This window comes from Alcanivorax sp. P2S70 (genome assembly GCF_000475295.1).
Taxonomy (GTDB): Bacteria; Pseudomonadota; Gammaproteobacteria; order Pseudomonadales; family Alcanivoracaceae; genus Alcanivorax; species Alcanivorax profundi.
Genome location: NZ_AXBZ01000067.1, coordinates 196,496 through 216,243 on the forward strand (window position 1 = coordinate 196,496; position 19,748 = coordinate 216,243).

The following is a 19,748-nucleotide window of genomic DNA, read 5'->3' on the forward strand; positions in this document are numbered from 1 at the left end:
GAGCGCAAAGCTGGATCCATGATCCTCACAGAGAAGGCCGCGCCATAGGGCGCGGCCTTTTGTATTGGCGCCTGCGACATTGTATTTCCTTGCCGGCCAACGCAGTGCGATTTCAGAAGTTAAAGGTCAGGCCCGCACTGTAACGACGCCCATCAAGGATGCGTCCATAGTCATCGGTGTTGATATCCTTGTCGAACACGTTCTCCACACTACCGTAAACATCCAGTTGCTCGGTCAGTGCATACACCAACCCGGAATCCACCAGGGTATAGCCCGGATATTTCTCGGACAAACCACTGCGCGCAGCAATCTGTGATGCGCTACCCTTGTAACGAGCCTTCGCCCAGACTCGGGTAGCGTCGTTGGCTCGCCAGTTCAGTGCAATATTCGCACGGTGTCTGGGTTGGTCGTTCAATGGCAGCCCCTTGTCATCGCCGGTTAGCTGCTCACTGTCGGTGAGAGTGTAGTTGGTATCAACACGAAGACGTGAACCCACCGGGAATGACAGCGTCACCTCTGCCCCCTGGATACGAGCTTCATCCACGTTGGTATAGCGATACAGTTTTTCGTAGTCATATCCCTGATACACACAGGAAGCATCCGGTCCGGAGATCCGATCACAGATCAACGGTTTTTCAATCTTGTCCTGGTAGTCGGTCTGATAAACCGTCAACCCCGCCTGGACACCATTGTCAGATTCCCACATGGCACCGATTTCGTAAGTGACACTCTTTTCCGGCTTGAGGTTATCGTTACCGATATCGCCACCATCCACAGAACGACCACCACCGCCTTCAACCCAGTTGGAATCACCCTGCTTCAGATCCGGTGTGCGGTAGCCCGCACTGGCCCCACCTTTCAAGGTAACCGTTGAGCTCAAGTTGTAGACCGCGTACAAACGGGGCACAGCTTCGCTACCGTAGTGTTCATCATCCACCCAACGCAGGCCGGCAGTAAGTGCCAGCGGATCGGTGATAAACCACTGATCCTCCGCAAACAACGCCATATCCCACCGCTCCAGATCCGGCTCACCAATGGCTCGGGTGGGGTTCTCGGTTTGCTGCTCGCGATACTGGGCTCCGGCGGTGATCACGTGATTCCCCAGCGGCAAGGTGCTCTGGGTGTTGGCAGTCGTGCGGGCATAGCGTGCATCCTGTGTCTGGTTCTCCAGCTCTTCGTGCTGCACATAGCTATTGGTACTGACCTTTCCTCCCCACAACAGATCGTGGGTCAGAGCCTGATAGCGGCGAACGGTGTACAGCTCGCTATCACTACCGGTTTTATCCGCGGAGCCTTCTGTGAGCTGAGTGCCATAACCCGCTTCCAGAGCCAGAGTCTGGTCTTCGCTGGGCGTCCAGGACAATTTGGCAGAATGGCTGTCACGGTCGAGTGCGTGATAACCACCCTCAAGATGATCCTCGTCCCGTTGGTAACGAGTGCCTGTCACCGTCAACCCAAGGCGATCCTCGAGCAAGGGGCCACTCAGGTAAAAGCGTTGTTGTTGATAGTCCCCGGAGTCATGATTTTCCTGTTCGGTTCTTTCCAAGGTCAAAGAGCCTCCCCACTGATCGGGGGTCCCTTTGGTAATGACGTTAATCACCCCCCCCAGCGCATCAGAACCGTATAGCGACGACATCGGGCCGCGGATCACTTCAATGCGTTCAATGGCTGAAATCGGGGGCAGCCAGCCATACTCGGCGCCAGTACCGAAACCATTGTAATAAGACTGGCCGGACCCTTGGGGACGACCATCCACAAGGATAAGGGTGTATTTGCTGTCCATTCCCCGAATGGAGATCGTCTCGGTTCCCCCTTTGCTTGAGGGTCCATCGTCCACATAAACCCCCGGGACATCCTGCAGCGCTTCGGTTATATCCCGGTAGGACTTCCCTTCCAGCTCTTCACGGCCGATGACGGAAATACTGGCCGGAGCATTCGCCACATCCACCGCCTTGCCTGAAGCCGATGCCGACGTTACGGTGACTTTTTCCAACTGATTGGGTGCCGCCGCAGGATCGGCCACTTTCAGACGGTAGCTACCATTGGGTTGCCGAACCGCTTCCAGCCCCGTGCCGGTGAGTAGTTGATCCAGCCCTTGGCGTGTGCTGAAGGCTCCATCGAGACCTCGGGTGATCTTGCCCTCTGTCAGACGGCCATCGATCACCAGGGTCAAGCCCGCTTCACTGGCAAAATGACTCAACGCGCCATCCAGGCGCCCGCCCTCGATCTGGTACTGACGGGGAGCGTCGGCCATGGCCGGGAACGATGTCAGTGTCGCAGCGCAGAATGCCAGTGCAAGCCAGGCACGCGACCGTCGACGGCAAGCGGCGTTGTCGTTATTCATCTTTTCTATCCTTGATCAGGTCGATTTGAAGCCAGAAAGTGGCTCGCTATACCTGTAATCCCGAATGAGATGAAAAAAGTGCTACACCGCCACGAGGTTTTTTTCTGCGTGGCTCACATGCACCAACCAGGGGGTACGGTAATGCACCTCGACCGGCAAAGCCTGCGCCAGCGACTGCAGGGCAAAATCCGTGTCGTTGACGGGATAGGCGCCGGAGACAATCAGGTCTTTAACCGCATCATCACAGTACAGAAACCCCCTGCGGTAACGCCCAAGCTCAGCCAGAAAATCGCCCATGGACATCCGATCCGCCAACAGCACCCCGCGGGTCCACGCCAGCACAGCAGCAGTATCGAGGGGCCGGCGTTGCAAGCCACCGGGAGATAACAGGACCTCCTCGCCCTCATGGACGATCAAGGGTGCCCCTGCATGCCCGGACAGCAATGCCACCTCTCCGGCCAGAAGAGATACGCGCAGCTGGCCACCGTAATCGCGCAGTACGCTATGACTCTTCCCTGCCTGCCATTGCAGTCCCGCCATCTCTACAAACAGGGCGGACTGTGACGCCGAACGGGTATCCAGAGCAATTTCGCTGCCCGGGAAAACCTCGATCTTCCCCTGATAGAGGTTCACCGCACTCTCGGTGTTGACCCTGAGCTCGCCACCACCGGGCAGGGACAATTCGCGTTGCTCACCGGGGCCACAATGGCAATCTGCGATCGTACGCTGCACCCAGCCTGTACGGGCGACCATCCCCCCCGCTCCTGCAAGCCCCAATAACGCCAGAACCTGCCGACGGTTGATGGATGAGGGGCGCTTCAGGGATTCACGGCCCAGTTCAGGGGAAACCAACTCCAGCCGCCCGGCCAGACGTTCCACTTCGTGCCAGGCATGTTGATTTCCGGAGTGAGATGCCAGCCAGGCAGCCCATTCCTTCAGGTCTTGATCCGACATGTCTCCAGACCAGTGACTGACCTGCCATTCCAGCGCAGTTTCCAGCCGTTGGAGTTCGAGCCCATGGCGATTGGCGTGCTCTGCAAGCATCGACGAAGCAGACATGGTTATTCGTCCATTGCCAGCAAACAGACCTGGGTCGCCCGCAGCATATACTTGCGGACTGAGCCATAAGAAATTTCCAGACGGTCCGCTATCTCGTGGTAGGTCAGGCCCTCAAAGCGGGAGAGTAAAAACGTCTGGGACACCTTGGCAGGTAATTGATCCAGCATCCGGTCGATCCGAATCAGCACTTCAAGCACCTGATGCTGCTGCTCCGCAGAGGGAAATTCGGCTTGCGGTTGAGACGCCAGCGCCTCCAGATAGGCGAACTCAAGCCGGCGACGTCGCTGCAGGTCAAGAACAAGGCCCTTGGCAATCTGGGCCAGAAAAGCGCGCCCCTCTCCGATCGGCGGGTACCGCCCCGAGTCCATCAATCGGACATAGGTATCCTGCACCAGATCCGCAGCATCGGTGTTATTCCCCCCAAGACGGCGACGCAACCAACCGAACAGCCAGACGGCGTGGTCGCGGTACAGGTTAGCCGCCTCGTTACCAAGGGCATTGCCCGGTGTTGAGTAAGCCATGAATGCAGTGAACTCTGGATACGGCAAATCGTCGAAAGTCGCTATCGCGAATCATTCTCGATTGGGAAATATAGCGAATAAGTGTCATTCTCACAACACTACGTCGTAACGACAGAACGGCTGATCGCCGACAGTACCCCGGGCTTCTGCTTTAGAGAGGGAAATGAAAGATCTGCTGAAAACTACCAGACAGGGAAGATGGATCGCCGGAGTAATGCTTACCCAGCGCATTGCACCAACGCTCTACACGCTCAGGCAAGCCCAGCGCCAGCAGAGCCTCGGCACGCTCGTACACCCTGATGGCAAACCCGCGCTCATCTCCGCCATCCCCCTTCAGGTTATCCAGTGACACCCGAAAATCGTGGCCGCAGGCGGCGCAGAATAGCGCTTCATAGGCCTGGGGGAGCACTTCCACACTGGCGAACTGTGCCTGTTGCTCGGCATTACGGCCATCCGGCGCATACCAGTAACCATAATCTTCGAGCTGGCGACGGGCGTCCCCGGCGACACACCAGTGGGCAATCTCGTGCAAGGCACTGCGAAAGTAATCCTGTGTATAGCAGATTCGGTGCGGGCTGCCGGGCAGGTACACCGGCTCCAGTGCGCCCCCTACCAGCACCGTGGCGTAGTCGTGGAAAAAAGTCGCGCGAAAAAGGGCCTCAAGGTCAGCACTACGGTGCACCTTTGTTGTGCTTTGCGGTATGGTAGCCGCCTTGCTCCGACCCTGTGTCTCACTCATACGATTTGTCACGCCTATGTCTTCCCGCCGTCAGGAATTTGCCGCCCAGCTCACGCTCGCCCTGCCAATTCTCGGCGGCCAGCTGGCACAGACCGCTAACGGCTTTGTTGACACCATGATGGCAGGCCGCGTCAGCGCCAATGACCTTGCCGCCGTTGCCGTGGGCGCCAGTATCTGGGTGCCCCTGTTCCTGTTCATGACCGGCGTGCTGATGAGCGCCACCCCGATTCTGTCACGGCATCTGGGCGGCGAAGCTTACCACCGTATCAACCCGCTGGCCCAGCAGGGCCTCTGGCTTGCCCTTGGCCTGGGTGTGCTATGCGCGCTGATCCTGCGCAGCGTGGCGCCGGTCATGGTCTGGATGGACGTGGATCCTGCCATCCGCCCCATGGTCAGCGGCTATCTGGATGCATTGAGCTGGGGCATGCCGGGGGCGGCGATCATGCTGGCCTTGCGTAGCTACACCGAAGCCATGAATCACACCCGTCCGGTGTTAGTGTTCAGCGTGATCGGCTTGCTGATCAACATCCCCAGCAACTACGTCCTGATCTACGGCAAGCTGGGATTCCCGGCCATGGGCGGCGTCGGCTGCGGTTGGGCCACTTCGCTGGTGATGTGGTGCATGGCGTTGATGATGTTGGTCTACACTCATCGCCACCCGGTTTACCGGAGTGCGCCGCTGAACCTGCGCCGGCGCCACTTTGAAATGCCGAGTCTGGGCTACATGCTGCGTCTGGGCCTGCCTGTGGGCCTGTCGATTTTCTTTGAGGTCAGCATCTTTGCCGTGATTGCGCTGTTGATCGGCAGCCTGGGGGCGCAAACCGTCGCCAGCCATCAGATTGCGCTGAATTTCACCTCCCTGATCTTCATGGTGCCGCTCAGCTTTGCGCTGGCGGCCACAGTACGCGTGGGCCACGCCCGGGGCCGTGCAGATACAGCGAGCCTTAGCAATGCCGTGCAGATCGCGTTAATGATCAGCGTCATTGTCGGTGTCGTTGCCGCGCTCGCTCTGGTGGTTGCTCGCCACTGGATCCCGCATATCTATACCAGTAACCCGGAGGTGATTGCACTCGCCTCCTACCTGCTCTTGTTTGCCGCCTTGTATCAGATTTCCGATGCCTTGCAGGTGTGTGCCAACGGCTGCCTGCGCGGATTTGAAGACACCGGCAAGCCCATGCTGATGACCCTGTTTGCGTACTGGGGCGTTGGCTTGCCGCTGGGCTACAGCCTGGGGCTGACCGACTGGCTGGTACCGGCCATGGGGCCAGCCGGTTTCTGGATCGGACTGGTGGCCGGACTCACCGTGGCGGCGGTTCTTCTTGGCTTGCGCCTGCGCTGGCGGATGAAACAACCCCTTGTTCACGCTACAGCTGACGCCAAGTCCGCCCAGGCAGCCTGATCAGACTGACATTCTTTACACTTGCCTCAAGCAAATGTGCATTTTGATTGCACGTTTTCGCGGATAATAACGATTCTCATTTTTCGTTGACTTGCCGCAGTATCGCTTTATGACTCCACGCTCGATAACGTCCCGGACACTCGCCGCGGCGCTGGGAGGCTATGCCCTGAGCGCATTGTGCGCCATGGCCCTGGCCGTGATTTTGCCCATGCCCCGTAACGAAGCCGTCATTACCGGCATTCTGGTGGCATTCCTGCTATGCGCCTGTGCTGCCATCTGGGCTTTTTCTGTTCGCAGCGCCTGGCGGGCCTGGGGTGGCATTGCACTAGTGAGCCTGGTGTTTGGCGCCCTGTATCTGATCGGGAGCCCATCATGAACGGATCCTTCCGCCAATCCATGGCCTGGCTACACACCTGGGTCGGACTGTTGCTGGGCTGGCTGCTGGTCGCGATTTTTATTACCGGTACCAGTGCCTACTTCCGTGAAGAAATTACCCTGTGGATGGAGCCGGAAACCCATGACTCCACCCTGACCCCCAACACACTGGACATGGCAGTGGCGGTGCTCAACGACAAGGCCAGCGACGCCCGTTCCTGGGATATCAGCCTGCCCTCCGCCCGGCACACCGTCGCCGAGCTACGCTGGCAACCGCTGCAGCAGCGCCAACAACAAGGGGGCGGCCGTCATCGCGGTGAAAGCGTATCCATGGATGCCGACAGCGGGCAGGTGGTCGAACCGCGTGACACCGCCGGTGGCAACTTCCTCTATCGCTTCCATTACCAGCTGCACGGGGTACCCCGGGAAGTCGGCCGCTGGGTCGTGTGTCTGGCGACCATGTTCATGCTGATTGCGATCATCAGCGGGGTGATTACCCACAAGAAGATCTTCAAGGATTTCTTTACCTTCCGGCCCGGCAAGGGACAACGATCGTGGCTGGATGCCCACAATGCCACGGCCGTACTGGCCTTGCCCTTCCATTTCATGATCACTTATTCGGGCCTGCTACTGTTCATGACCATGCTGATGCCCTGGGGAATTGATGCCGCCTATCCGGAAAACCGGCGTGACTTTTTCTCCGAGGTCTTTTCCCGTGGTGGAGAAGAGGCCCAGCGCCCCGGCAACCCCGCCGAGATGGTCGACATCAAACCCCTGATTGCACAAACCGAAGCCCATTTCGGTAAACCGGTGACACGCATCGGCGTCACCAATCCGAACCGCGATAATGCCGTCATCAGCTTGCGTGTAGACCGGGACCCTGCCATTACCGCGCGTCAACGTGGGGGCGATCCGGTGCAGGTATATAACGGCGTAAACGGGGAACTGCAGCAGACCCTGCTACCCTCTGAAGATCCCGTTGCCCCCAGTTGGCGAATCTATAATGTCTTCACCAGCCTGCACATGGCTCGCTTCGCGGACCCGCTGACACGCTGGCTGTTTTTCCTGTTCGGCATTGCCGGCTCCGCCATGGCCATCACAGGCATGTTGCTGTGGGTCAACAAGCGCACACAGCAACTAAAACGCGACCAGGTTCCGGGCTCTTCCCTGAAGCTGGTGAACGGTCTCAATATGGCGGCCATCTCTGGCTTGATGATCGCGATTGCCGCCTATTTCATTGGCAACCGTTTGCTCCCTGTGACGCTGGAAAACCGGGGCGATCAGGAAATACAGGTGTTCTTTCTGGTATGGCTTGCCGCACTGATCCATGCCCTGCTACGCCCCAACCGGAGCGGTTGGCAGGAACAGGTCGCCCTCGGCACCGTATTGTGGCTGGCCGTGCCGGTGATCAATGTGTTGACGACGAATTCCCATCTATTCACTGCCGTGGCGTGGCAGCACCCTGCCCTGGCCAGTGTCGATCTGGTGTGTCTGGCCTTTGCTGGCGCGGGTGGCTACACCTTTTGGCGACTGATACGTAAGCCAGCCCCCGCCAAGCGTGCACCGCGAAAAAAACCGGCTAAACGTACCACGCCTTCCACAACCGCGCCTGCGGGAGAAAACGCATGATCCTGCTATTTGCTGTCTGCCTGGCGTTCAGCGGTATGACCCTGTTGGCATTGGCAATGAAGCGTCATCAGCCGCAGATTCTGGATCGCAAACTGCCAGAGCCGCGAGCCCGGCTGGCCCGTTGGAGCGGCTGGGCCTGTCTGGCGGTGTCGCTGGTCTGCGTACTGCAGGTGTGGCCAACCGGTCTGGCGCTGTTCATGGCCATCGGTCTGTTTGCCTTTGCCGGTTTGCCTCTGGTGTTTTTGTTGCCCTATCAGCAGCGGTTAGCCTGGCGTCTTGCCATGGCGCTACCGATCGCCAGTGGCGCACTGGCTCTCGTCAGCGCCTGAGTTTCTTGCTCCGTTGACGCGATGGTCCCACAGACCATCGCGTCGCCCACCTCCTGCGGGTGCCATCTGTCCGGCATTCGCGCCACCGCTCATGACGCTTGCGCGACAACTTGCATGCCTGCGTCTGACAGGCTAACGTGAACCAACGGTCGCCATGGCATGTGATCGTGCCAGCACCCTGCCGGGTGTAACAACATTGGCGACCCTCTAGGACACGTACCGGGAGGTGCCCATGACTTCGGCTCACCGGCAACACCCTGGCGGGAACAGCAACGTTGTTCCTTTCTCTCCACGTCGCAAAGCGGCCCAGCCCCCTATACTTCGCCTGTCACCGGAATACGATGGCATTGAGTTGCTGTACGCCAATGACAGCCATCCTGACACCCTGTTCTCGCTGAAGATTCTGGCCTGGGCCCGATTGGCCAATGGCGATACGGTTGCCATGGTCCCCTGGCTGAAAAGCCCCGTTACCGCAATGGCATTGGCCGACCCGTTAAACGGTCGCTGGGAAGGATACCGCCTGCCAGGCAGTGACTACCTGTTCGTGGATGCCCCGGAACATAAAGTGCAAGAGCTGGATGCCGCCGTTCGCTTCTTTGGCAAACCCCAACCCGGGCAGCACTCTGTTCAGGAAATCCCGGACACCATCGGCACCCACGCCGTATTCTCAGCCGATGAGTTCCACACCATCAGCCTGATGGAAGTGGTCAGCTGGCGCCTGCACGCGGATGGCACCCTGTCGGCCATGGTTGCGGAAGAAAACGACCCGGTACAGACCCCGGTGCTCCCCGGCGCCCAATGTCTCACCTCTGCCCAGGAGAAAGACCACTTCCGCTACTTCTTCCAGCACGGTATCGCCAACAAACTCAAAGAACGGGACCCGGAAGCGCTGGCTGCGGTGGCGATGTTGGCGACAGAGCGGTAAGGGTAGTGAACAGTTAACAGTGAATAGTGAACTGTTGCGCGAGCAACGTTTGCTTGATTTGTAAGCAACGAGGCCGCGCCCAATTCTTGGGCGCGGCCTCGTACGTTAAAAAGCCTGAATGCGCTAACCGCGCATCGCTGTTAACTGTTCACTGCTTCTTCCTGATCCAATACCAATACACCTCCCCCTCAACCTGCTGTTTCTCCAGGGTGTGACCGAGGAATTGGCAGAACTTGGGGATATCTCGCTCGGTGGAGGGGTCTGTGGCGCGGACTTCCAGGAGTTCGCCCGGGGCCATGTCGCGAACCTTGTTGTGGAGCATCATGACCGGTTCCGGACACAGCAGACCAGTGGCATCAAGGTGGTGTTGGGCGTCCATGGAACGGGGCTCCGGTTGCGAAAACAGGCCGCCATTATACTGGCTGGCCATGATTTCGCAGCCCCCCCACAATCTCGCCGCCTCAACCCCCGTCGCAATTGGATAACGGCGTCTGTCCCTGTAGCACCTCATCGATGAACACATTGACCCCGCTGTTTCCCCGGTAGGCCAGATTGATGTGCCGCACGACTCCGCTGCTGCCTTGCGTATCCACCGGTTGCCACTGAACGTTTACCCCCTTGCTGCAATACAGGTTTTTAAGATCACGCGCCTGGGAAAACGCGACCAAACCATCCTGCTCCTCATGGTACTGGTACACAGGCACCGACTGCGTGCCCTTGCCCAGCTCATTCTCGGCAATGCGTTGCAAGCGCGGCCCGGTTAACGGGTTGACGTCGGTCACATCGGCCAGGGAAACGCCCTGAAAATCCTGCAGTAATTCCAATACACACATGTCGCTGACCATCTCCGTAACGGCCTGTTGCCCCTGGGCATTCAGGTACGGAGTCAAAGACAGTTCCGGGTACAGGTTGTCTTGGCCCAGTAACGCATACAGCAACACCCCGAAACCCGCCTGCCCATTCAACGGCAGCGCCACCTGGGCCAGGTTTGCGGGTACGCCTCCGGCGGCCAGGCCTAGCAAGTCCAATTCGGGGGCATAGGCAGAATGCATTTCACCCGCCCACAGCGTCGCCCCACCACCTTGGGAATACCCCCGCAACATCACCGCCGAAGACGAAGACAATCCACTTTCCGGCAGTCGCTGAGCGGCACGGACCACATCCAGCAAGGCCGCCCCCATGGACTTCCCGATAATGTAAGTCGTCTCTGGTTCCGGGTGATAGCCAACATAGTCCGTCACCGCGACGGCATAGCCTCGCTCGAGCATGTCGTTGATGGCCGGCTGCTCATAGAAGGCACCTTTGTCGATCATCCGCGAGGGCGCACAGCGGAAAGCCGGCCCTGCCGTACCCGGCGCCATCCCTATCACTGGCAAGGTCGCCGGGTCATAGCCTTTTGGAACCAGTACCGTGCCAGTTACCACATTCGGGTTTCCCAACCCGTCGGAGGACAAGTACATCACCTGCCAGGCATGGGCCAGTTCACGGGCACGGGGTGGCCCTGCCTTCGCTTCGCGCCAGGACACGATATCCCCTGGCAAGCCGGCAGGAAGAGGCGATGGGGGTTGATAAAAGCTGTCATCGGCATGGCTTGCCGACGCCAACGACAACAACCCGAATGATATCGTCGCCACCAACCCCGTCATGATGTCCGGGAGTCTGATGAGATTACGGTTTGTTCGTTTCATCCTGTCGCCCTTTTGTTATAGCGGTGCCAGCTGCAGGGACAAGCTGCTGCCCGCCCCCGCCAGATACCGATTGACCAGCCCTGTCATGACCCCGCAATTTTCAAACGCTGGCACAGAGTACTCACCCGTCACCTGCCCCCCGGTCGTAACATCAAAATGCTGCCCGGGAGGCGTCACTGCTGATAGCGACATTGCCTGTGAGCTGACACATTGCTCACCGTTGTAAATGGCGATCGGCACACCGAACAATTTAAGGCGAATATCGGCAAGCCGGATCCGTGCCTGGAGAGACAGTACCAACTCGCCATCAATCAACTCTCCCGATACAGAAGAAACAGGCTCAAGCGTTGCCTGCGCATCCAGAGAGAACGTTTTGAACAGACCCGGGATATCCAGTGACAGCGCAGACGTCTCGAGCCCCATGCTCCCCGAAACACTACTACCCGAAGTTTCCACGGTCAGCTCTCCCACTAAGGGCCAATTCGCCTTTCCTTTCAGAACAGCATCACCCGTTACCCCGAACGTAGCAGAACCTGCGTCATCGCCAGACACCGTGATGGTGTGTAGCAGAGCCTCCTCACCCGTGACCGGCACACAATCACTCTGAAAATCACCGAGTCCTGTCGGATTATCATTATCGTCACGGGGAGTGAGGTTCAGCACCAGGTTCCCTACCCGTATTTCTACCGCCCCCTGATTGTCGGACGTGAACGTCAGGGACGGTGTCACACCTGAAGCGACAATAGAGAAGGCGCCCTGCTCATCAGGCATTGGCTGTGCAGCGATCTCCATTGGAATCACAAGGGGTAACGACAGTCCGTTACCAGTGACAGAGGCATGGGCATCCACTTGTCCGGACAACGTATCGCTGCCAACAAAATCCAGACCATTCCAGGATTCGGCAGAAACAGTCGCGGTACCATTGATCTGAAAGCTTCCTGAGGGTTGCCCAACCGCAAGGCTGCCCGGCATCTCAGAGGTGATGTCGACACTGAGGGGCTGCTCTTCAATGAGGGGAAAAACACAGGTGTAATCCAGCGTGGCGGAGACCGGGGCCGCCGCCGACGATGCCGACAACAGCATCAGCAACGCCGTCGTCGCCACCGGCCCAACATGTTCAAGAGACATAAGCTTTGTCCATCACTAATGGTTGCCCAAAACCGGCATCAACCGCCCGGCTTTGGGCAACCATTAAGATCAGATAGAAGCTGTGCCCGGATTGGCACAGCAAGACCGAAACAACTGTAGTGCTGAGCGGCGCCCTGCCGAAGCAGAGCACCGCCAGAACATTACAGTTGCGGATCCAGGGACAGCTCGATGGTGTTACCGCTACCCGCCATGAAGACGTTCAGCAGGTCAGTCAGACCACCACAGTTTTCCAGGCCCGGCAGATCGTAGGTCCCGATCAGGTTGCCACCCGCGCCCAGCGGATCGAAGGATTCCCCTTCCGGGCTGGCCAGCTGGATGGATACGGGCTCGGAGGTACGACACTCATCGCCACCGCCGACAGGCAGAGCCCAGCCAAAGATTTTCATCTTCACTTTTGGCAGTTTGATGTACATCTGGGTCTCCGCAGTCAGAACATTACCAGCCCCAATGTTACCTGTGGTTTCACCCACCGGTTCGAACTCGATATCCGCATCGGCCGTTACCAGTTTCCACCCGTAGAGGATACGGAAGCTGCCACTTGAAGGATCGAGAGCCAGATCCGCAGTAAAATCACCGCTGGCCAGATCCAGAAGCGCATCGATGGTGCCGCTCAGGCTCACATCGCCGTAGGCTTTCTTGATGTGGGTACTGCCAGACAGCCCATAGGTCATCTCTACACCTTGCTGGGAATTGGAGATACCGGTGCCTGTCATCGCGATGTCCAGATTCGGACTAGCCGTGTCATTGGACTGGATGTTCAGCGTCGCGCTTCTGGCGCCTTCGCCCGCAGGCGTGAACGTCAGAGATACGGTACAAGTTGCATCCGGGGCCACATTCACACAGTTATTGCTCTGAATGAACTCACTGCTATCAGCACCGCCAACAGAGACGTTGGTGATGGTCAGGGCAGCAGTGCCTTCGTTGCCGATGGTGACAGAGCTGTCTTTGCTGGTACCCACCGTTACTGAGCCAAAAGAAACCGATTCAGGGTCAACCGTCATCGCCGGTTCAGGTGCAAGAACGCTCTGACCACTCATGGCAACTTCCACGCTTGGGGAATCCGGATCATCAGATTCGATTACCAGGTTGGCGCTGCGAGCCCCTTCGCCGGTAGGCATGAAGGTGACATCCACCGTGCAGCTTTCGCCCTGTGCCAGAGTGGTACAGTCGTTGGTCTGCATAAAGGCACTGGCGTCAGTACCAGCAATGGAAACACCATTGATACCCAGTGGCTGGCCACCCGTATTGGAAATGGTCACCGTCTGCATTTCAGTCAGGCCACCCTGCACCTGGCCGAAGTCCAGCTCGTCCATATCTACATCGATGTTCTGCTCAACCGCCACAGTCTCGACTTCAAACGAGTGCAGCAGATTGGTCACGCCGTTGTCATTCATACGGGCCTGATCCATTACACAATCCACCAGGAACACTTCCGGGTTGTTTGGATCATGCCAGGCGGAACCGAAGTCAACATAGGTGCCATCCGCCTTGCGCGCGATCATGGCAAGAGACATATTTTCTTCCACGAAGATATCTACCATGCCGACATTGCTTTCGGTAAAGGTGAGTGACGGAGTATCCCCAGTCGCCACAAGATCAAACGGGCCCGAAACGCCCGCAATATCCGTAACAGGAATGCCCAGCGGAATGGTCAGAGGCAAGTTCAGGGAATTACCACTCACCGTAGAATCCGCCTGTGCAGACCCCTCGATGGTGGTAGCTCCCACCAGGCTAAGCCCTTGCCAGGTATTGCCTTCAGCGGTCGCGGTAATGCTCAGGGTGAACGCACCCGTGGCCTCACCTACACCAATACTTTCAGGCATGTCAGTCTGGATGTTGGCGGTCAGCGGCTGCTGCCCGATCAACGGGTAAGTACACTGGAAGTACATGTCTGCTTCGACAGGTACCGCCTGTGCTGCGCCACTGGCGGCGAGCATGGCAGCCGCTGCCAGTGACCGCATCTGGAACGGTCCGATATTCAGCGTTCGGGGGGTCATGACTCACTCCTCGTATTGATTATTCTCAATTTTCATTTGTTGTTATCGCAGAGCCATGGCGACTGCTTCCCTGCCAGCCTGCGACAATGCACCCGCAACTCCATGGGCAGGAATAACAGGCAGACGTTTCCCTTCCCACAGGTACATTGCAGTCATTATTCGCAAGCCCCGATCAGGTGCATTGTTAGGAGTGACGCAGAGTTTGTTAAAAAAGACAGCTGTGATGCTTTACGCATTCAGCAAGAGAAGCGCATGCAAAAACGTATATTCAGCTGATAATAAAAAGACGTTTTTGCTATCAGAAACACCGCAACGGCAAGAGAATAACCCGCTCAATGGCGATTTCTGGGCATAGTCGCGAGACAACCTTAACCATCACGACTGAGTCTGAATAAAACCTCGTCGTATATCTCCCGGTGTTGCACCGGTCCAGCCACGATAGGCTTTGGTAAAACTCGCTTGATCGCTATAACCAAGCACTTCGGCGATCTTGTTCAGTGGCATGTTGGTATCTTTGAGATAGCGCGTTGCAAAGGTTTTGCGCACCTGGTTTCGGATATCATGAAACGATACACCGGCCATTTTCAGGTGATGACGTAGTGATCTCGCACTCATACCCAACCGCTCACCCACACGCTCCAGAGTGCCTTCACGTCCGGGATATCGCAGCACTTCTTCACGGACACGGGCCACCAACTCCATATGTTCATCGCCTTTGACATCATCCCGGGAACGGGCACTAGCCAGATAGAATGCCAGCTCATCATTGCCATCCCTTGCCGGGCGACCTGAAAGCGGCACCACCACCTGATTCCCCGATGACGAAAACGACAAATTTGCGTGGGGGGCCAGGCGGTGCCACATTTCATGTTCATGATCGACGGAAAAATCAAACTCGAAGTGAAACCTGCGACAAATCAAAGAGGTAAGCGAATATATGCTACCCATGTAGATATTCACGAAGAAAGGGCGCAGCTCCTTGAGATCCCACACATCCTGCAACGCGATGCGAATTTCATCGCCGCTGCATGACACCCTCATATCCAGTATCGGCAATGACACCCGCAGGTATTGCACAACCATGTTGGCAAGGTCGCGGAAGTCTTTCTGCTTGAGCAAAGCAAAACCCAATAAGCCATGACCCTGAAGATCCAGCGTTCTGCCAAACTCAAACGCGGCCATATCATCATCAAGAAAACGACGAGCTGAGGCCATCATGCGGGTAACCTGATTGATGGATAACAACAGTGTCCCTGAGTTCTTAAGCACCTCGTCCAGTTCAGTGCCTTCCAGCAAAGCCTCTTTACTGATCCCTCTGGCTTCCATGAACTCGATAAACCGTTGCGCATACAGGCCTGATACCAGCGGCACCTCATAGGCCATGCTGTTTATCCTGAACATGCTCAGTCCCTCTTCCCTGTGATTCTTCTTGTTAGGTGTTATGTGCAGATTCCGTTCTGCACGTCAGGCGATCATCATCCACGCATCCACACCGTTAAACCGGGAAACGTTTCTCACTCTCTAAAAATGGATAATCCGGAATAAAAATTCATTTTTTATAATGATTATTTGCTGTTAATAAAACCGCCACCAATAATAATTATGTATTAGTTTTTACAACGATCCCTCGCACGCACTTTCATCATAGGCACCCTTTTTACTGAACCACCACCGCCTGACCGGTAATGACAAAAACCAGCTCAACGCCTGTCCCCTTTTACCAAAAGCGAATTTATTTTCGTGACCAGATTCATATTTTATTTTCATCTTGCTTTCCCCTAACCCGTAATTGCCGCAGCCTCGCTGTCCAATAACAACAACCGGGAGAAACTGGATGCCTCCCCTACGGTCAATACTGGGTCTCAGCGCCATCTTTATAACCGCCTTTCTTTTTTTCATGATCATGCTCATGCCGGCGTCTGTGGTGACTGGCGCGTTGCCCGAAGCCATTGACAATGAAGAGGGGTTACCAAGGCCCCAGCTCTCGGGCTTGTGGTGGCGTGGCCAGGGCGATATGGAATGGCAGGGAAAAGCGCTTCAGATTCGCTGGGAAATGGACTGGCACTGGCTGACACCGGGCGTACAGGTTGCCTTGCACACCGGGCCGATCCATGCGGAGGGCTGGATCGGTGCTGACTGGGGCGACTGGACTTTACAGCACTGGCGAGCACAGCTGCCGATGGATCTCATCAATGACTTTCTGCCGCAGGGAGAGGCTGACGGTAATCTGGACCTGGCCCTCGCTTCCCTCAGTATTCGGGAGAACACCATCGCAGAAGCCACCGGGACGCTACGTTACCAGGGTGGACAGGTTTCCCTAGGCCCAGGCATGGAGATGCCCCTGCCGCCTCTGGATGGGGTGCTCGCCATGACTCCACTGGGCCCATCACTCTCAATCACCGGACCCGAAAGCCGCCCACTGGCCCATGCACAGGTGGAGGGGAAAACCTTAACCCTGCAAGTGTTTCGGGCACTTCCCCTGTTGCTTGGCATGGGAGAAGAAGGCAACACCGAGGATGTAATTTTCAGCACTCAACACGAGTTATCGTTACCGGATGCCAACGCCGGCTAGGATGCCGGCGGTTTCCAGATCAGGATAACGGGAATAATCGCCGCCGACAGCAATCCCGCCAACAGGAAATGCAGTGCATACCCCATCCAGGCAGCGCTAAAACCACTGACCAATGTAAAAAGGCCTGCTGCAAACAGCCTCACAGAGGCTTGCATCGTGTAGTCGCTACCCTCATGGCTACTGCGACAGTAATCCATCATCACGACAAACAGGGCCACCGTGGACAGACCATCTGCAAACTGCTCAAACAGGGCCACCAACCACACCTGTGTCGCCGGTACTGGGTTGCCGGTACTGGCCAGCCAGGCCCAGGCCACAAAGGACAATGCCTGTAAAAGGGCAAAGGCCACCAACACCCTGCGGCGATGAACACGCACCATAATCAACCCGGCAAGTGCCGCCCCCGCCAGCCCCATTAATGACGCAAACAGGTCCAGTGTGCCAATCGCCGACAAGCTCCAGCCGCTGTCGACAAGATAGGGGTTGATCATACGGGTACCAAAACTGTCACCGACTTTATAAAACAGCAGGATCAGCAACCACGACAAGACCCCTGGTCGCAGCCAGAAACGGGTCAATTCACGCCACCACCAACTCAGACTCACCGGCTCCCGTTGCTGCTGGTGAACAGGCTCTGCTGGCTCTTTGAAGCGAGTGACCTGGACCAACACCAACATCATGGCCGCGATCACCAGCGCCACAGTGGAATGCCAGCCCCACAGGTCAACCAGAATGAGCAAGGCGCTGCTTCCGGCCATCATGCCAATCTTGTAACCATTTACCTGAATGCTGTTCCCCAGGCCCCGCCATTCCGGCGTCAGCAAGCGGGTGGCAAGACCATCCGTGGCAATGTCCTGGGTCGCGCTGAAAAAGTTGAGCAGGAAAAGCAGCCCGAGCAACACCACAAAGCCCGGCCCCAGCAACCATTCTCGCGGGAACATGGCCACTACGCCCAATACGGCAATCACAGCCAGCAGGCAGACTTGCACCCATCGCTTGCGATGATTGGGTCGCCCGCTTCCCCAACGGTCTACCCAGGGGGCCCAAATGAATTTCAATGCCCAGGGAATCGCAGGCAAGGCGAGAAAGCCTATCCACTGGGTCGACAATCCCGCCTCCCTGGCGAGTGCCGGCATGGCTTTGCCCAGCATGCTGACGGGCAAAGCCTGGGCGAAGTACAACGCCGCCAATGTCAGAAAGAACCCCTTCGCCGGGCGCGTCACAGTCATCGTCAGTAATCCCGGTGGAAGGCGGCCCACACCGTAATCTCTTCCCTGTCGTAATACAGATGTGCAGCCTTGATCTCCACCTGCCCCCGCTCCGGGTGTTTTTCCATCGACGCTGACAATTTTTCCAGCAGCTGCCAGACTTCCTGAAAACGGCGTTTCATCGGCAATTTCAGATTGAACAAAGCGGCGCGACTCCAGCCTTGTACCAGCCATTTTTCCATCTGTTGGAGGGTACGGGCGGGTTTGTCCACCACATCGCAGACCACCAGATCCACCGGGGAGCGCGGGCGCCAGGTAAAGGCATCCCCATAGATGTGTTCCACCGGATACTCATCCAGTAATTGGGCATTGAGCTTGCCGTGATCGACTGCCTGCACCTTTATCCCCCGCCGTGCCAGCTGCCAGCTCCAGCCCCCCGGGGCCGCCCCCAGGTCCACCGCCGTCCGGGCGGTCAGTGCCTCGGTGGAACCAAAGAACCGCAACAGGGCCTCTTCCACCTTCAACGCAGACCGGCTTGGGGCTTCCGACGGCAACTTCAGACGTCGCACGCCCCCCTCCGCCAGCGGAATCGCGGCCGGACTGGTTGAAACCCAGCCGTTATGTGAATCACTGAAGAACAGGTGCACCCGCTGCCTTGCGTTCTGGCGCAACAGACCCGCCTTGCGCAAGCGCGGCTCCAGGGCCTTGCGGAACCCCTTGAGAAAACGCTGGAGCTCGCGGCCCTCATTGGTGTCCGGATGGTCGAGATAAACCTCGCAAAACGGGGCAGCATCCTCCAGCAAGGGCCACAACGCGCTGATTCGATCATCACCAATATCGGCAAACTGCCCTATTGCCAGACTCAGGCTGCGGGCAAAGATCAAGCCACTCTCCATCACGGCAGCCATACTGCCCTGCTGGCTGTGCCACAGCACATAGCCGCTATGGGCGGTCGCGCGCGGGTAGCCCGCCACCATGTTGTCGGCGGCATGGAAATTGAGTTCGGCGGCAAGATCCGCCTCAAAGCCCGGGCGGCATAGCCCCAACAGGGTTTCGTCACCGGAATTCAGGAAGTCGCTGTGCATGTCTGCCTCGCGCTGGTTACAATGAGGCACATTGTCCTTATCACAACGGCTGGATCAATAATGAAAACAACACTCCCGCTGACCGCGGCGCTGACCGGCGCCCTGATTGCCCCCCTGCACGCCGAAGAAGAGCTGGCACCGCCGGACGTGGATTTCTACGCCGAAGCCCAGATGATCCGGGCAGACATGGATCCCTATGGCTTTGACACCGCGGATGGGCTGAACATCAATATTGGCATGTGGCTGAACAGTGTAGAGCTGGGCAAAAATAGTCGCTTTGGTCTGGAAGCTGGCTTTATCAGCCAAAGCGAGGTGCGGGAGGACAGCATGTTCACCCGATCCCCTACTACCTCAGAGCAAGGGGCCGGGGCCAGCAGTGTCAGGGTCGAAGAAGAAACCTCGCTGAAACTGAACGGCTTCACTCTGGCGGCCGTGTGGCAAAGCCCTTACTGGCTCTACGTGAAAGGAGGGGGCTACCTTTACGATTTCAAGCTGGAAGATGATCAACGCCGAGTGTTGCTGGATGGCGGCGGCGCGACAGTAAGCATCGTTGATGACGCCCCGCAAAGCGACAACCAAAGCGGTATCGCCCCCTTCATTACCGCAGGGGTCGCGGTACCTCTGCTCGACAAACTTGCTCTTACCGCCGAATACCAGTACACCAGCCTGGAATCCGAAACTTACGGCACCCTCGGTATCGGGCTTCGATTCACAAACTGAGTATCCAGT

Annotated in this window: 19 protein-coding genes; 7 read left to right on the forward strand and 12 right to left on the reverse strand. The window is 57.4% G+C overall.

Annotated elements, in window-relative coordinates:
* Positions 1-112: 112 nt before the first annotated feature.
* The 4 genes from Q672_RS32460 to Q672_RS32475 form a co-directional block, all read right to left on the reverse strand.
* Positions 113-2,344 carry a TonB-dependent receptor gene (locus Q672_RS32460; protein WP_022986704.1) on the reverse strand — a complete coding sequence of 744 codons (2,232 nt, stop codon included), beginning with the start codon at positions 2,342-2,344 and terminating at the stop codon, positions 113-115.
* An 81-nt stretch (positions 2,345-2,425) separates the two neighbouring features.
* On the reverse strand, positions 2,426-3,403 hold the full coding sequence (locus Q672_RS32465; protein ID WP_031227073.1) for a DUF4880 domain-containing protein: 978 nt from the start codon (positions 3,401-3,403) through the stop codon (positions 2,426-2,428).
* A gap of 2 nt (positions 3,404-3,405) precedes the next feature.
* Positions 3,406-3,924, reverse strand: coding sequence for a sigma-70 family RNA polymerase sigma factor (locus Q672_RS32470; protein WP_022986706.1), 519 nt, complete (start codon positions 3,922-3,924; stop codon positions 3,406-3,408).
* Positions 3,925-4,075: 151 nt separating this feature from the next.
* On the reverse strand, positions 4,076-4,675 hold the full coding sequence (locus Q672_RS32475) for an elongation factor P hydroxylase (RefSeq protein WP_442778110.1): 600 nt from the start codon (positions 4,673-4,675) through the stop codon (positions 4,076-4,078).
* 4 nt (positions 4,676-4,679) lie between these two features.
* On the opposite strand from Q672_RS32475, the gene Q672_RS32480 reads away from it, so the two are divergent.
* The 5 genes from Q672_RS32480 (at position 4,680) to Q672_RS32495 (ending at position 9,320) form a co-directional block, all read left to right on the forward strand.
* Positions 4,680-6,062 (forward strand): MATE family efflux transporter, encoded by a 1,383-nt coding sequence (locus Q672_RS32480; RefSeq protein WP_022986708.1) that lies wholly within the window; start codon positions 4,680-4,682, stop codon positions 6,060-6,062.
* 109 nt (positions 6,063-6,171) lie between these two features.
* Entirely contained in the window at positions 6,172-6,438 is a 267-nt protein-coding gene (locus Q672_RS0117400; protein WP_052017540.1) for a DUF3649 domain-containing protein, read from the forward strand.
* A complete protein-coding gene (locus tag Q672_RS32485; protein WP_022986710.1) occupies positions 6,435-8,066 on the forward strand; it encodes a PepSY-associated TM helix domain-containing protein in 1,632 nt (543 codons plus the stop codon). Before Q672_RS0117400 ends, Q672_RS32485 begins: the two co-directional genes overlap by 4 nt.
* A complete protein-coding gene (locus tag Q672_RS32490; RefSeq protein WP_022986711.1) occupies positions 8,063-8,395 on the forward strand; it encodes a DUF3325 domain-containing protein in 333 nt (110 codons plus the stop codon). Before Q672_RS32485 ends, Q672_RS32490 begins: the two co-directional genes overlap by 4 nt.
* A gap of 232 nt (positions 8,396-8,627) precedes the next feature.
* Positions 8,628-9,320, forward strand: coding sequence for a hypothetical protein (locus Q672_RS32495; RefSeq protein ID WP_022986712.1), 693 nt, complete (start codon positions 8,628-8,630; stop codon positions 9,318-9,320).
* A 148-nt stretch (positions 9,321-9,468) separates the two neighbouring features.
* On the opposite strand, the gene tusA is transcribed toward Q672_RS32495, so the two are convergent.
* The 6 genes from tusA to Q672_RS34255 all read right to left on the reverse strand — a co-directional run bounded on the left by tusA (position 9,469) and on the right by Q672_RS34255 (position 16,053).
* The gene (tusA, locus tag Q672_RS0117405) at positions 9,469-9,699 is read right to left on the reverse strand and encodes a sulfurtransferase TusA (protein ID WP_031227079.1); all 231 of its coding nucleotides are present in this window, start codon (positions 9,697-9,699) and stop codon (positions 9,469-9,471) included.
* 82 nt (positions 9,700-9,781) lie between these two features.
* Complete coding sequence (locus Q672_RS32500; RefSeq protein WP_235047212.1) at positions 9,782-11,008, reverse strand: lipase family protein; 1,227 nt, start codon at positions 11,006-11,008, stop codon at positions 9,782-9,784.
* A gap of 15 nt (positions 11,009-11,023) precedes the next feature.
* Positions 11,024-12,136 carry a DUF6801 domain-containing protein gene (locus Q672_RS33860; protein WP_022986715.1) on the reverse strand — a complete coding sequence of 371 codons (1,113 nt, stop codon included), beginning with the start codon at positions 12,134-12,136 and terminating at the stop codon, positions 11,024-11,026.
* 161 nt (positions 12,137-12,297) lie between these two features.
* The gene (locus Q672_RS32505) at positions 12,298-14,154 is read right to left on the reverse strand and encodes a choice-of-anchor D domain-containing protein (RefSeq protein WP_022986716.1); all 1,857 of its coding nucleotides are present in this window, start codon (positions 14,152-14,154) and stop codon (positions 12,298-12,300) included.
* A 375-nt stretch (positions 14,155-14,529) separates the two neighbouring features.
* Complete coding sequence (locus tag Q672_RS32510; RefSeq protein WP_031227085.1) at positions 14,530-15,555, reverse strand: AraC family transcriptional regulator; 1,026 nt, start codon at positions 15,553-15,555, stop codon at positions 14,530-14,532.
* A gap of 213 nt (positions 15,556-15,768) precedes the next feature.
* Entirely contained in the window at positions 15,769-16,053 is a 285-nt protein-coding gene (locus Q672_RS34255; RefSeq protein ID WP_158586938.1) for a hypothetical protein, read from the reverse strand.
* Positions 16,054-16,063: 10 nt separating this feature from the next.
* On the opposite strand from Q672_RS34255, the gene gspN reads away from it, so the two are divergent.
* On the forward strand, positions 16,064-16,726 hold the full coding sequence (gspN, locus tag Q672_RS32515; protein ID WP_022986719.1) for a type II secretion system protein N: 663 nt from the start codon (positions 16,064-16,066) through the stop codon (positions 16,724-16,726).
* Here gspN and Q672_RS32520 read toward each other — a convergent pair.
* Together Q672_RS32520 and rlmM are read right to left on the reverse strand one after the other, a co-directional pair.
* Entirely contained in the window at positions 16,723-17,955 is a 1,233-nt protein-coding gene (locus Q672_RS32520) for an MFS transporter (protein ID WP_022986720.1), read from the reverse strand. The genes gspN and Q672_RS32520 overlap by 4 nt on opposite strands.
* A 2-nt stretch (positions 17,956-17,957) precedes the next feature.
* On the reverse strand, positions 17,958-19,019 hold the full coding sequence (gene rlmM, locus Q672_RS32525; protein WP_022986721.1) for a 23S rRNA (cytidine(2498)-2'-O)-methyltransferase RlmM: 1,062 nt from the start codon (positions 19,017-19,019) through the stop codon (positions 17,958-17,960).
* Positions 19,020-19,079: 60 nt separating this feature from the next.
* Here rlmM and Q672_RS32530 point away from each other — a divergent pair, with 60 nt between their 5' ends.
* Complete coding sequence (locus Q672_RS32530; RefSeq protein ID WP_022986722.1) at positions 19,080-19,739, forward strand: outer membrane beta-barrel protein; 660 nt, start codon at positions 19,080-19,082, stop codon at positions 19,737-19,739.
* Positions 19,740-19,748: the final 9 nt, after the last annotated feature.

Bases quoted from the DNA above. Each gene is read 5' to 3' on its own strand.
- Q672_RS32460 (WP_022986704.1), bottom strand. From the start codon at position 2,344: ATGAATAACGACAACGCCGCTTGCCGTCGACGGTCGCGTGCCTGGCTT.
- Q672_RS32465 (WP_031227073.1), bottom strand. From the start codon at position 3,403: ATGTCTGCTTCGTCGATGCTTGCAGAGCACGCCAATCGCCATGGGCTC.
- Q672_RS32470 (WP_022986706.1), bottom strand. From the start codon at position 3,924: ATGGCTTACTCAACACCGGGCAATGCCCTTGGTAACGAGGCGGCTAAC.
- Q672_RS32480 (WP_022986708.1), top strand. From the start codon at position 4,680: ATGTCTTCCCGCCGTCAGGAATTTGCCGCCCAGCTCACGCTCGCCCTG.
- Q672_RS0117400 (WP_052017540.1), top strand. From the start codon at position 6,172: ATGACTCCACGCTCGATAACGTCCCGGACACTCGCCGCGGCGCTGGGA.
- Q672_RS32485 (WP_022986710.1), top strand. From the start codon at position 6,435: ATGAACGGATCCTTCCGCCAATCCATGGCCTGGCTACACACCTGGGTC.
- Q672_RS32490 (WP_022986711.1), top strand. From the start codon at position 8,063: ATGATCCTGCTATTTGCTGTCTGCCTGGCGTTCAGCGGTATGACCCTG.
- Q672_RS32495 (WP_022986712.1), top strand. From the start codon at position 8,628: ATGACTTCGGCTCACCGGCAACACCCTGGCGGGAACAGCAACGTTGTT.
- tusA (WP_031227079.1), bottom strand. From the start codon at position 9,699: ATGGACGCCCAACACCACCTTGATGCCACTGGTCTGCTGTGTCCGGAA.
- Q672_RS32500 (WP_235047212.1), bottom strand. From the start codon at position 11,008: ATGAAACGAACAAACCGTAATCTCATCAGACTCCCGGACATCATGACG.
- Q672_RS33860 (WP_022986715.1), bottom strand. From the start codon at position 12,136: ATGTCTCTTGAACATGTTGGGCCGGTGGCGACGACGGCGTTGCTGATG.
- Q672_RS32505 (WP_022986716.1), bottom strand. From the start codon at position 14,154: ATGACCCCCCGAACGCTGAATATCGGACCGTTCCAGATGCGGTCACTG.
- Q672_RS32510 (WP_031227085.1), bottom strand. From the start codon at position 15,555: ATGTTCAGGATAAACAGCATGGCCTATGAGGTGCCGCTGGTATCAGGC.
- Q672_RS34255 (WP_158586938.1), bottom strand. From the start codon at position 16,053: ATGAAAAAAAGAAAGGCGGTTATAAAGATGGCGCTGAGACCCAGTATT.
- gspN (WP_022986719.1), top strand. From the start codon at position 16,064: ATGCCGGCGTCTGTGGTGACTGGCGCGTTGCCCGAAGCCATTGACAAT.
- Q672_RS32520 (WP_022986720.1), bottom strand. From the start codon at position 17,955: ATGACTGTGACGCGCCCGGCGAAGGGGTTCTTTCTGACATTGGCGGCG.
- rlmM (WP_022986721.1), bottom strand. From the start codon at position 19,019: ATGCACAGCGACTTCCTGAATTCCGGTGACGAAACCCTGTTGGGGCTA.
- Q672_RS32530 (WP_022986722.1), top strand. From the start codon at position 19,080: ATGAAAACAACACTCCCGCTGACCGCGGCGCTGACCGGCGCCCTGATT.